This window comes from Arthrobacter sp. TMN-50, from assembly GCF_054511125.1.
Map to the genome: position 1 here is coordinate 83,301 of NZ_JBTNDG010000007.1, position 11,696 is coordinate 94,996.

Consider the following 11,696-nt stretch of genomic DNA (forward strand, 5'->3'; position numbering starts at 1 on the left):
CCTTATGCCCAAGATTTCGACCCATGCCGATGGACTGCCCGCCAACCAGATCCGGGAAATCACCCAGGCCGCCTGGGCGACACCCGGTGCGATTGTGCTGAGCATCGGCGAGCCTGGCTTTCCGGTGGCGCGCCATGTGCTGGAAGCTGGCATGGCTGCCCTGGATCGGGACGAGACGAACTACACACCCAACGCCGGTATTGCACCGTTGCGTGAAGCCTTCGCCGCACGGTTTGGCGACCAGCAGTCGGTCGAGGTGGACCCCGGGCGGGTGTACGTGACGGCTGGGGCCCAGCAGGGGCTGCATCTGGCGATGAGCCTGCTGCTCGATGTGGGGGACGAGGTGCTGATTCCCAATCCCGGCTACCCGACCTTCGGTATGACCGCGAAACTGCTGCACGCGGTCCCCGTGGAGTACCCGCTCCATGCCGGGCATGGGTTCCAACCGCGGGTGGAGGACCTTGAGGAATTGCTCAGTCCCCGCACCCGGGTGCTGATGCTCAATTCGCCGTCGAACCCTCTCGGCGCGGTGTTCAGTGAGGCCTTGACGCGGTCCTTGATGGAGTTCGCCCGAGCCCACGACCTGTGGGTTATTTCGGATGAGTGTTACGAGTCGTTCACCTACGACGTGAACCATGTCAGCCCGGCACGCTTCGATGGGACCGGAGCGGCCGATGGTCCCGGCGAAAACGCCGCCCGAGTCTTCACCTCGCTCACCCTGTCAAAGACCTACGGTTTGACGGGAATCCGGGTTGGCGCCCTGATCACCCCGCCCGGGATGGAGCAACGGCTCGATAATGTCATGGAGTCAATCGTGTCCTGTGTTGCGGCGTCGTCGCAGTACTCGGCGCTGGCGGCACTGACCGGCCCACAGGACTATGTCGCTACCGCCCTGGCCCATTACCGAAGCAACCGGGACGCGGCGTCGGCGGTGTTGACGTCACTCGGCATTGATTTCCTTGACGCGCAGGGAGCCTTCTATCTGTGGGCAGACCTGTCCCACGCCACCGACCGGGACGTGCGGAGCTGGGTGCATCGTCTGCTCCGGGAGCGTGGCGTTGCGGTGGCGCCCGGCACGGCGTTCGGCTCGATCGGTGAGGGCTGGATCCGTATCTCGCTCTGCGGCGATTCAGCCGAACTCATCGAGGGCCTCTCCCGCCTTCCGTCCCGCGCGCAAGCCACGGATTAGCCGCGGGAAGACACTGCAGCTGCGTGACTGAATTATGGAAGGGATACAAATGAGCTGGCCGTATCGTTGAAATCAAAGCGCCCAAAATCGGGAAACTCCACATACGGCAGCCCGACAAGGTAGAGACGACGTCCGCCGTACCAGGTGTGTTGGAACAGGATGTTTCCGCCCCATGCCTTCGCTGAGGACGCTGAGTCGTTGAACTTGTAGGGCCACCATTTGAAGTTTGGCCACGTGACGGTGAAGAATTTTGACCCACCGCTGAAGTTTCGGTCGCGGTAGAGGAGAGCTGATCCGACCTCGGCATATCGGTGGTATTGGTCCACCCGACCCTGGTGCTCTTTCGGGTCCAGATGCTCAAGATCATGGCTGAGAAGCTCCCCTACACGGCTCTGCGCCCGCTGCATCAGGAAGTATTCAACGGTCAAGTCGGCGTCACCGACCACTTCCGAGCGGATAGCACTTACCCGTTCCTCTGCAGCTCGGAGCCGCTGCGCGATGCCCTCATCAGCGCGTCCGACAATCTCGACGGCCTCTCCTGGCGACACACCTTCGTGAACTTCCGGCGCGCTGTCACCCACCTGGATAACGACCACGGCACTTTTTGCTTCATCTTGAGCGGACATAGCGCTGATCCTTTCGATCTAGGTAGCCCAGTTAGCTTCCTTGACCAAGTAGACCTGCCACCCCGTTACCGCGCCGTTACTGCTAGCCAGAACCGGGCCCGCAGCCGCGGACCTGCCCTCCTTGCGTCAGGGATTGCTCGTTACTTCGACGCGTCGACGTCGTTCTCGTCGTCGTTCTCTTCCGACTTCCGGTACGGATCCGCGTCGCCGGCGAACTTTGCCCCTTGAGCGATTGCCGCAACCTCGGCGTCACGTTCACGCGCAGTGCGCAGCAGCTCTTCGAGGTGGTTCGCGTTGACCGGGATCTCATCGGGGACGAATTCCAGGGTAGGCGTGAGCCGGGCGGTGATGTTCCGGCCAACCTCGGACCGCAGCACACCTCGCGCCGATTCGAGCGCGGTCCGGGTGGCGACCTGTTCGTCTGCGTCGCCGAACACCGTGTAATACAGGGTGGCGTGCTGGAGGTCGTTCGTCACCCGCGCATCGGTGATGGTCACTGCCTCAAGCCGTGGATCCTTGACCCGACGACGCAATGCCTCGGCGACAATAACCTTAATCCGTTGTGCGAGCCGTGAGGCCCGTGCCGGATCTGCCATAGCTAACTCCTCTTGCCTAAACATTTATCGATAAGAATCGGGGACTTCAAGGACGCTGGCGAGGACTGCCGTCGTCGCAAGCTCGAGCATGCGGCGCGGCAACCAAGCCAGGTACCTGGCCGTCGTCGTTGTCCGGCGGCCAGGGAGTGGCATCGGGCCTACCGGAGCTGGGCGGCTGGCGACCGAAGGTCGTTGCCGCCCAGCGAAGGGGCGGGGCCGCCGGATAACGACGGCGCCCGCGCCCGCGAAGTGGGCAAAGGCGCCCCGGATTCCGGGGCGCCCAAGCTCACACCTTAGACGCGCGGCTTTTCGCGCATCTCGTAGGTTTCGACGATGTCGCCTTCCTTGACGTCATTGAAGGACCCAAGACCGATACCACATTCGAAGTCCGTACGGACCTCGGTGGCGTCGTCCTTGAAGCGACGCAGGGACTCGACGGTGAGGTTGTCGCCGACAACCGTCCCGTCGCGGACCAGGCGTGCCTTGGAGTTCCTGCGGATAACACCGGAGCGAACGATCGAACCGGCGATGTTGCCGAACTTCGAGGACCGGAAGACTTCCCGGATCTCTGCGGTGCCCAGCTGTGCTTCTTCGTACTCTGGCTTGAGCATGCCCTTGAGCGCTGCCTCAATGTCATCGATTGCTGCGTAGATGACCGAGTAGAAGCGCAGATCCACCCCTTCGCGGTCGGCAAGGTCCGCCACCCGCTCGGCTGGCCGAACGTTGAACCCGATGATGATCGCCGAGTCCACGGTGGCCAGGTTGACGTCGTTCTGGGTGATGGCACCCACGCCGCGGTGAATAACCCGCAGCGCGACGCCGTCGCCCACATCGATCTTGAGCAGTGAATCTTCAAGTGCTTCAACAGCACCGGAGACGTCACCCTTGAGGATGAGGTTGAGGGTGTCGACCTTGCCTGCTGCAACTGCCTGATCGAAGTCCTCGAGGCTGATGCGCTTGCGGCGCTTCGCCAGGGCGGCGTTACGGTCGGCTGCTTCACGCTTCTCGGCGATCTGTCGGCCGGTCCGCTCGTCCGGCGTCACCAGGAAGGTGTCGCCGGCGCGAGGCACCGTGGAGAGTCCGAGGACCTGCACGGGGCGGGACGGTCCCGCGACCATCACGTTGTCGCCGTCCTCATTGAACATGGCACGAACGCGTCCGTGGGCTACACCGGCAACAATCGTGTCCCCGACCCGCAGCGTTCCCGACTGAACCAGAACCGTGGCTACCGCACCGCGACCCTTATCGAGGTTCGCTTCAATCGCGATACCGCGGGCGTCCTTGTTCGGGTTGGCCCGCATGTCAAGCGCAGCGTCGGCCGTCAACAGCACAGCTTCGAGCAGTTCGTCGATGCCTTCACCCTTGAGCGCCGACACATGGACGAACATGGTGTCGCCACCGTATTCCTCGGGAACCAGACCGTACTCGGTGAGCTGACCCTTGACCTTGTCAGGGTTGGCACCTTCCTTGTCGATTTTGTTCACTGCGACGACGATCGGCACGTTGGCGGCCTGCGCGTGGTTCAGCGCCTCAACCGTCTGAGGCATGACGCCGTCGTCGGCTGCGACAACCAGGACCGCGATGTCGGTGACCTTCGCACCACGGGCACGCATGGCGGTGAACGCCTCGTGACCGGGAGTATCGATGAAGGTGATGGCCCGTTCGGTGCCCTCGTGATCGTGGTCGATCTGGTAGGCACCGATGTGCTGGGTAATGCCGCCCGCTTCGCCTTCGACGACGTTGGACTTGCGGATCGCATCCAGCAGGCGGGTTTTACCATGGTCAACGTGACCCATGACGGTGACCACCGGAGGACGCGCCTCAAGCTCGGTGTCGCCTTCGGCTTCGAGCTCGGCATCGAGGTCGATGTCGAAGTTCTCGAGCAGCTCGCGTTCCTCGTCCTCGGGCGAGACCACCTGGATTTTGTAGCCCAGTTCGGTGCCGAGCACCTCGAAGGTGCCTTCGTCGAGTGACTGGGTTGCTGTCGCCATTTCACCGAGGTGGAACAGGACAGTGACCAGTGCCGCCGGGTTCGCATCTATCTTCTCGGCGAACTCGGCGAGTGAGGAGCCGCGACGCAGCCGGACGACGGTGTTACCGTCGCCGCGGGGTACGCTGACGCCGCCCAGGGACGGAGCTGACATCTGCTCCAGTTCCTGACGCTTGGCGCGCTTGGACTTGCGCTGCTTGCCGCGTCCTGCTCCACCCTTGCCGAAAGCACCGGCAGTGCCGCCGCGTCCACGACCGCCCTTACCGAAGCCGCCGCCTGCTGGTGCTCCGCCGCCCGCGCCGGCTGCGCCTGGAGCGCCACCTGGGCCGCCGCGGCCCGGTCCGCCACCTGGCCGGGCTGCGCCACCGCGGCCTGGGGCCGCTGGACGCTCGGTGCGGTTAGGCATCATGCCCGGTGTGGGACGTGATCCTGCTGCACCTGCTGCTGGACGAGGACCGCCTGGACGGGCTGCTCCGGCTGCGGGACGTGGGCCGCCCGCACCGGCTGCTGGGCGGGGACCGCCTGCTCCAGCTGCTGGACGCTGCCCACGCTCGTCGTCGCGACGTCCCGGGCGAGGCATTCCCTGCGATGGTGCGAAAGGATTGTTACCTGGACGGGGTCCGCCTGAGCGATCGCCGTCCCCGCGCCCTGAACGGGGCATCCCCTGCGATGGTGCGAAGGGGTTGTTGCCTGGCCGCGGAGCGCCGGGGCGGGCTGCGCCGGGACGTGCTGCGGGTGCCTGGGCCTCGGCTGGCTTTGGCGCTGGTCGGGCGCCGGGCTTGGCTGCCGACGATTCTTCCTGCACCGCTGGTTGCGCTGCGGGAGCCTGCGGTTCCGCAGCTGCTGGCTCGGGGGCCGTGGTTGGGGTTTCCTGGCGTTCCTTTTCCGGTGCCTTCGGCGCGGGTGCGGCCGGCGTGGCGGCCTTCGGCGAAGCTGGAGTGGCAGCGGCCGGGGTGGACGCCGGGGTAACTGCCGGTGCTGGTGCAGCCTTCGCCGGCGCTGGTTCAGCGGCTGGCTTGGTTGCAACTGGCACATCCGGGAATGCGCCGCGAAGTTTCTTCACGACGGGTGCCTCAATTGTTGATGAGGCGGAGCGGACGAATTCGCCCAACTCCTGCAGTTTGGCTACTGCATCTTTCGAAGTAATTCCGAGCTCTTTGGCGAGCTCGTGTACGCGGACCTTAGCCACATTTCTCCTGTCTCGGTCCGCACCGAGTCAGGCACGAACCGTCTAATTCCTACTGCAGACCACAGCTGCCGGGGCAACTGAAAAGCCATTTGCAAAGCTCAACAGATTTTTCATCGTTGGGCACTCATCGCTGGGTACTCATCGGGAATCCATCAGTTTTCTGACCCGCTTTCAGGGAGGACGGTTTGTTTGGGGCGGCTTCGTAGCGAAGCTTCCTTGAGTGCGTGGAGCCGATCCTCAACGTCGCGAGTGTCAACCTGGCACCGGAAGGCGCGGTTGAACGCACCGCGTTTAAGTGCCTGTTCCATGCACGCCGGCTGGGGGTGCAACCACGCACCTCTACCGGAGAGCCGGCGGCGATCGTCAATCACGACGGCGTTGGAACCGTCCACATTGTCTTTCACCAACCGCAGCAAAACAGCCTGGTCATCACGGTTCCGGCAACCCACGCACGTTCTCATGGCGGTTTGTTGGGATGGCAATGACCTAAGCCTCTTCCATTCTAGCGCTTATCCGCAGGCAAGACTGCATCCCCGGTACTCGCGGGTGTTCAGGCCTTGACGGCGTCGGACACGATGTCGATCCGCCAGCCGGTCAGCTTTGCAGCCAGGCGGGCGTTCTGGCCCTCCTTACCGATGGCCAGCGAGAGCTGATAGTCGGGGACCACGACGCGGGCTGAACGGGTGCTCTCGTCGGTGATCGTGACCGATGACACCCGTGACGGCGACAGTGAACTGGCAATGAAGGTAGCCGGATCGTCGCTGTAGTCGACAATGTCGATTTTTTCGTCGTTGAGCTCGTTCATGACCGCCCGCACACGGGAACCCATTTCACCGATACACGCACCCTTGGCGTTGACACCCGGTATCTGGGCCCTGACGGCAATCTTGGTGCGGTGTCCTGCCTCACGGGCAAGGGCGACAATCTCGACCGTATGGTCGGCGATCTCCGGCACCTCCAGTTCGAACAGCTTCCTCACGAGTCCCGGATGGGATCGCGACAGCGTGATCGAGGGGCCCTTCATGCCGCGGTGGACGTCGACGACGAACGCCCGCAGCCGGGTTCCGTGCAGGTATTTTTCGCCCGGAACCTGCTCGGGCGGTGGCAGCAGTGCCTCGACCGATCCCAGGTTGACCTGGATCATGTGGGGGTTAGTGCCTTGCTGGATCATGCCGGCAACCAGTTCACCCTCTTTCCCGCGGAACTCCCCAAGGATGTTGTCGTCCTCGGCATCACGCAACCGCTGCAGGATGATCTGGCGGGCGGTGCTCGCCGCAATCCTGCCGAAACCGGTGGGGGTGTCGTCGAACTCGCCAACCGGCGCGCCGTCGTCGTCGGTCTCGGTGGCCCAGATGGTGACGTGACCGCTCTTGCGATCCAGTTCGGCCCGCGCAGTGTCCTGCGATCCCGCGGTCTTATGATAGGCCACCAGCAACGCCTGCTCGATGGTGGGGATCAGGAGCTCCAGCGGAATTTCCCGTTCGCGTTCAAGCAGCCTTAGCGCACTCATATCAATATCCATTTAGGCCTCCGAAGCTGGGTGTGTCGTGGTGGGGCGGGCATCATCCTGGATGCCTTCGTCCCCGGTGTCGTCAGGATGCGCAAACTCGACCTGCACTGTCCCTTTACGGATGTCAGTGAACATCAGAGTCAGGGGGTCACCCGTTTTCGGCTTCATCCCCTTTTTTACGGGTAGGTGGGGGGTCAACCGGACGCCATCATCGGTGACTTCCAGGAGCCGGCCGGTCACGTCGTCGCCCTTTGATGGGCGGATCGTTACCAGTCGACCAACGTTGCGCCGCCAGTGGCGGGGCTGGGTGAGGGGGCGCGATACCCCCGGTGAGGATACTTCGAGGCTGTAGGGGCGCCCGTGGTCGTGCGGGTCGGCGTCCATCGCGAGTGAGACGTCGTGAGCCACCTCGGAAATGAGGTCCAGGTTGACAGCGCCGGTCTGATCCTCTGGAAGGTCGACTACCACGTTGACTATCCGCTCGGATCCTGCGGATTTGATCTCAACGGCCTCCAGAAAGAGCCCGTGCTCCTCAACGGTGGGCAGCAGCATCGCTGTGAGCCTGGCCGATTCGCCCTGGTCGGCGGCTTCGCGTGCCTGTTGCTGCAGCGTGCCCGCCGCAGGCGGACTGTCTGTGCCCGGCCGAACCGCCATTGCTGCCTCCCACTCGATGATGTTGTAGCTCTAGGGTACCGACTTTCCGACGTGTGCGGTGTATCGGCTGCCGAACGGGCGGGGATCATGACATCATCAGGAGTTGTGAAGGACTCTGTTGCCCCTCGGGGTTCCGGCTTGCCCGACGCCGCGCGCTCCGTCGCACGACGAACCATCAGGACGCTTGCCCTCCTCCTTGCCTTCACTCTCGTGGTTGCCCTCGGATTGAATCTCGACGGCTCACCATCCGAGGGCCCGCCGCCCCTGTCGTTGACCGAGGAAGCGCAGCTGGCTGCGGAGGCCAGGGCAGCGGATCTTGCGACGGCGGCAACGATGCTTGCTGCCACCGCCCAGTCGGCCGACCCCGGGTCCGGTTTAGGCGGCACCTACACCGTGACCGCTGACATGCTGCAGGACCAGGCCGGCGCCCTCAGACACCCACTGCTGTCCGCGCCGGTGGCCACCGATCTGCCCGCCGAAGGCGTCCCCACGGAGTCCCAACACCTCCCCGAGCCATCCGCGGGCGCTTCCACCGGGCCTTCGGTCCCCCCGGAGCCGACACCCACGCCATCCGGGTTTGTGGCTGACCTGTTCGGCTCAGCCCAACAGAACCTCAACGCCGCACTCACCGCCGAGCCGGGTCTGGCGCGGCTCCTCGCCTCAGTGGGTGCCAGTCAACGGCATCAGGCAGTGACGCTGGCCGGGCTGCAGGACCTTGAGGTTCCGCCGGTACCGGCGTTACCGGCCGCCGCGGTGGAATCGCCGCCCGACTGCACTGGCGCCACTCCGGCGAATAGTACTGAAACTGGCTGGCTGGCTGAGGCGGTGGCCGCCGAATATCGGTCGGCCTACGCGTACGAGGTCACCGCGGCCCGCACACCCGACCCGGCGCCCCTCGACACGCTGGCGGACCAGCACGCAGCCGCGGCAATGGAGGGTGAGGTCCTGCTCGATGCTGATGCCTGTGTCCCATTCCCTCCGCACATCCCCGCGTTCGCACTCGACCCTGGATTCGTTGAGGACCCGGCCGCGGCACTCGCCGCCCTCGACGCAAGCCTGGTCGGCATGTACGCCGATCTGGTGGGGTTGACGGACGGTGCGGCACGGCGTTGGGCGGTCCAACGGTTCACTGCGGTCACCGATCACCGGCATACGACCACCGACATCGTTGAGACGTTTCCCGGCATTACCGAGCGAAATCCTGAAGGGTAGCCACCATGTCAGACAGCGTTCCCGATCCAAGCGGTGTTCCTAGTCCAGACACAGGAGCTAACGCAGTGCTGCATAGCGACGAGCCACACCGCAGCGATCTGGCGCACCGCCTGAACTGGCTGCGCGCGGGCGTCCTCGGTGCCAATGACGGAATCGTGTCGGTGGCAGCGATAGTGGTCGGCGTCGCAGGAGTGACGAATGCTACGGGCCCCATCCTGACCGCCGGCCTGGCGGCACTGGTTGGCGGGGCCATTTCGATGGCGCTTGGCGAGTACGTCTCGGTGAGCAGCCAGAGTGACAGTCAGAAGTTCCTCATTGAGAAGGAACGCCGCGAGCTCAGGGAACAACCAGATGAGGAACTGGCCGAACTCGCGGCCATCTATGAGGACCGCGGGCTCACCCCTGCCACGGCCCGCACCGTGGCGGTGGAGCTCACCAGCCACGACGCCCTTGCCGCGCATCTGGACGCCGAGCTGGGAATCAAAGAGACCGACGTCGTCAGCGCCTGGAATGCCGCGTTCGCTTCCGCCGCTGCCTTCTTTCTGGGGGCGGTCCTGCCCCTGTTGGCGATTCTACTGCCGCCGCCTGAGTGGCGGGTCCCCACCACATTCGGTGCAGTGCTGGTTGCCTTGTCGGTGACTGGGGCGGTGGGGGCGTCGATTGGTGGCGGGTCCAAGACCCGGGCCTCAGTCCGCGTCGTGGCCGGTGGTGCGTTGGCTCTTGTGGCGACCTTTGTGATCGGGTCCTGGCTGGGCGCAAGTAACCTCGTGTGATGCTTCCACCAACCGCCGAGGAGTGAGCTCTGGCGACCTGGCGAGTTCTAGTGGTTCACTAGAACTCACCGCTCGGCGGGGCCGGTTGGGCGGGCCGGTGAAGCCTAGACTTAGCCTCGTGGACGTATTCGGAGTCGAGCTTCCCGCCGCGTTGGTCAGCAATGCGCTGCGTCTTCCGGGCGGACGCGGCTGGCTTACCAGGTGGCAGGACCTGGTCCAGCTCCGGGTGGCCGAGTGGGATCTGAGCCTTGACCTTCCCGGCACGGTTCGACCCTGGTTCGGCAGCGCAGCGGTGGTCTTCCCTGTGCGGCGTGGCGATGGCAGTCCGGCCGTTCTGAAACTATCGGTCCCCCACGACGAGGCACTCCCCGAACCCGATGCGCTGGCACTTTGGGCCGGCCGGGGTGCCGTGCGCCTGCTTGCGGCGGCCCGCGACGACTATGTTCTGCTGCTGGAGCGTTTGGACGGTGATCAGTCGCTTGCCGGGATACCACTGGAGGAGACGGCCTCCGTGTGGGGCGCGCTGGTTCGGTCCCTGTCGCTCCGCCCGGGCGACGGCGACCTGTGGCAGGACATCCCTTCGGTCGCCGCCCAGGCCGAGATGTGGACTGACACGCTGCCTGCTGATTGGGACCGGCTGGGACGGCCGTTCGAGCGGTGGCTGCTTGAGTGTGCGCTGGAGGTCTGCCAGGTGCGGGGTGCGGTGGGGCGCCGGTCGGAGCAGGACGTACTGGTACATTCCGACCTTCACTATTCCAACATCCTCCCCCGACCGGGATTAGTCGGGGCAGGTGCTGCGGCTTCCGGCTATGTGGCGATCGACCCGAAGCCGGTGGTCGGAGATGCCGAGTTCGCCGTCGCGCCCATGCTGTGGAACCGGATTGGCGATCTGTTTCCTGGGGACCCGGCGGGCCATCTTCGGGAGAGATGCTCCGATCTGGCGTTCGCCGCCGGCCTGGACCCGCTGCTGGCGCGGGACTGGGCTGTGGTCAGGGAGGTGCAGAATGCGCTCTCGGCCGTTGAATCCGGGAATAAGGACGATGCCCAGCGCTCCCTGTGGGTGACCAGCACCCTGCTGCGGCGCACCCTGCCCGAGCTGCCAGCCTCAACAGACCTGCTCAGGCCATAAGCTCCGTTTCGACCCCGGACCTACAGGATCGGCTGGAGGTTCTCGATCCATACGTCGTAGCCGAGTTTGGCGACCAGGGCGGACACCACCACGAGGAAGACAATCCTGACGAACTTGCTGCCCTGCGTGATGGCCATTCGTGAGCCGAGGTAGCCACCGGCCATGTTGGCGAGGCCGAGCACCAGGCCCAGCCCCCATAGCAGCGAGCCATTCGGGAGGAAGAACATCAGCGCGCCAAAGTTGGTTGCCAGGTTCACGATTTTCGACTTCGCGCTGGCGTCCAGGAAGCTGTAGCCGAGCAGCGTCACCATGGCGATGATCAGGAAAGACCCGGTGCCCGGCCCGATCAGCCCGTCGTAGAACCCGATCACCATACCGATTGCCGCAGCCGTTCCGTAATGCCGCCTGCCGGTGTGGCGGAGCTTCGTCAGCGTCCCCACGGTAGGGCGGAACGCGGTGAACACGGCGACAGCGATCAGCGCCACCACAATGATGGGCTTGAACACCGACGACGGTAGGGAGGCGGCGATGATGGCACCGCCAAACCCGCCCACCAGGGCGATACCAGCCATCGGTAACGCGGTCTTCAGGTCCGGTTTCGCCCGCCGGTAATAGGTGATGGCGCTGGTGGTGGTGCCAAAGAAGGATCCCATCTTGTTGGTCGCCAGCGCCTGTACCGGGGTGATCCCGGGTACCAGGAGCAGGGCGGGCAGCTGAAGCAGCCCGCCGCCACCCACTACGGCATCCACCCAGCCCGCAGCGAATCCCGCAACCAACACCAGGAGGAGGGTCGCGAGCTGGATCTCTTCCAGCCCGGAGTACATCCGG

General features: G+C 64.7%; 11 protein-coding genes. 4 read left to right on the forward strand and 7 right to left on the reverse strand.

The features are described from left to right. Nucleotides 1-4: 4 nt before the first annotated feature. The gene (locus tag ACX80A_RS10280; protein ID WP_459259604.1) at nt 5-1,189 is read left to right on the forward strand and encodes a pyridoxal phosphate-dependent aminotransferase; all 1,185 of its coding nucleotides are present in this window, start codon (nt 5-7) and stop codon (nt 1,187-1,189) included. Nucleotides 1,190-1,221: 32 nt separating this feature from the next. Here ACX80A_RS10280 and ACX80A_RS10285 read toward each other — a convergent pair whose 3' ends face one another. The 6 genes from ACX80A_RS10285 to ACX80A_RS10310 form a co-directional block, all read right to left on the reverse strand. Continuing rightward, nucleotides 1,222-1,815, reverse strand: a complete 594-nt coding sequence (locus ACX80A_RS10285; RefSeq protein ID WP_459259605.1) for a hypothetical protein — start codon at nt 1,813-1,815, stop codon at nt 1,222-1,224. 140 nt (nt 1,816-1,955) lie between these two features. After that, complete coding sequence (gene rbfA, locus ACX80A_RS10290; RefSeq protein ID WP_459259606.1) at nt 1,956-2,411, reverse strand: 30S ribosome-binding factor RbfA; 456 nt, start codon at nt 2,409-2,411, stop codon at nt 1,956-1,958. A gap of 293 nt (nt 2,412-2,704) precedes the next feature. Continuing rightward, on the reverse strand, nt 2,705-5,590 hold the full coding sequence (gene infB, locus ACX80A_RS10295) for a translation initiation factor IF-2 (RefSeq protein WP_459259607.1): 2,886 nt from the start codon (nt 5,588-5,590) through the stop codon (nt 2,705-2,707). 152 nt (nt 5,591-5,742) lie between these two features. Then, nucleotides 5,743-6,051 carry a YlxR family protein gene (locus tag ACX80A_RS10300; protein ID WP_459259608.1) on the reverse strand — a complete coding sequence of 103 codons (309 nt, stop codon included), beginning with the start codon at nt 6,049-6,051 and terminating at the stop codon, nt 5,743-5,745. 89 nt (nt 6,052-6,140) lie between these two features. After that, a complete protein-coding gene (gene nusA, locus ACX80A_RS10305) occupies nt 6,141-7,112 on the reverse strand; it encodes a transcription termination factor NusA (protein ID WP_459259609.1) in 972 nt (323 codons plus the stop codon). Beyond that, nucleotides 7,113-7,754, reverse strand: a complete 642-nt coding sequence (locus ACX80A_RS10310; RefSeq protein ID WP_459259610.1) for a ribosome maturation factor RimP — start codon at nt 7,752-7,754, stop codon at nt 7,113-7,115. Between the two features lie 87 nt (nt 7,755-7,841). Here ACX80A_RS10310 and ACX80A_RS10315 point away from each other — a divergent pair, with 87 nt between their 5' ends. The 3 genes from ACX80A_RS10315 (at nt 7,842) to ACX80A_RS10325 (ending at nt 10,868) form a co-directional block, all read left to right on the forward strand. Beyond that, complete coding sequence (locus ACX80A_RS10315; protein WP_459259611.1) at nt 7,842-8,966, forward strand: DUF4439 domain-containing protein; 1,125 nt, start codon at nt 7,842-7,844, stop codon at nt 8,964-8,966. Between the two features lie 5 nt (nt 8,967-8,971). After that, the gene (locus tag ACX80A_RS10320) at nt 8,972-9,739 is read left to right on the forward strand and encodes a VIT1/CCC1 transporter family protein (RefSeq protein ID WP_459259612.1); all 768 of its coding nucleotides are present in this window, start codon (nt 8,972-8,974) and stop codon (nt 9,737-9,739) included. Between the two features lie 118 nt (nt 9,740-9,857). Beyond that, nucleotides 9,858-10,868 (forward strand): aminoglycoside phosphotransferase family protein, encoded by a 1,011-nt coding sequence (locus ACX80A_RS10325; protein WP_459259613.1) that lies wholly within the window; start codon nt 9,858-9,860, stop codon nt 10,866-10,868. 20 nt (nt 10,869-10,888) lie between these two features. On the opposite strand, the gene ACX80A_RS10330 is transcribed toward ACX80A_RS10325, so the two are convergent. Continuing rightward, entirely contained in the window at nt 10,889-11,692 is an 804-nt protein-coding gene (locus ACX80A_RS10330; protein WP_459259614.1) for a sulfite exporter TauE/SafE family protein, read from the reverse strand. Nucleotides 11,693-11,696: the final 4 nt, after the last annotated feature.

Bases quoted from the DNA above. Each gene is read 5' to 3' on its own strand.
- ACX80A_RS10280 (WP_459259604.1), top strand. From the start codon at position 5: ATGCCCAAGATTTCGACCCATGCCGATGGACTGCCCGCCAACCAGATC.
- ACX80A_RS10285 (WP_459259605.1), bottom strand. From the start codon at position 1,815: ATGTCCGCTCAAGATGAAGCAAAAAGTGCCGTGGTCGTTATCCAGGTG.
- rbfA (WP_459259606.1), bottom strand. From the start codon at position 2,411: ATGGCAGATCCGGCACGGGCCTCACGGCTCGCACAACGGATTAAGGTT.
- ACX80A_RS10300 (WP_459259608.1), bottom strand. From the start codon at position 6,051: ATGAGAACGTGCGTGGGTTGCCGGAACCGTGATGACCAGGCTGTTTTG.
- nusA (WP_459259609.1), bottom strand. From the start codon at position 7,112: ATGGATATTGATATGAGTGCGCTAAGGCTGCTTGAACGCGAACGGGAA.
- ACX80A_RS10310 (WP_459259610.1), bottom strand. From the start codon at position 7,754: ATGGCGGTTCGGCCGGGCACAGACAGTCCGCCTGCGGCGGGCACGCTG.
- ACX80A_RS10315 (WP_459259611.1), top strand. From the start codon at position 7,842: ATGACATCATCAGGAGTTGTGAAGGACTCTGTTGCCCCTCGGGGTTCC.
- ACX80A_RS10320 (WP_459259612.1), top strand. From the start codon at position 8,972: ATGTCAGACAGCGTTCCCGATCCAAGCGGTGTTCCTAGTCCAGACACA.
- ACX80A_RS10330 (WP_459259614.1), bottom strand. From the start codon at position 11,692: ATGTACTCCGGGCTGGAAGAGATCCAGCTCGCGACCCTCCTCCTGGTG.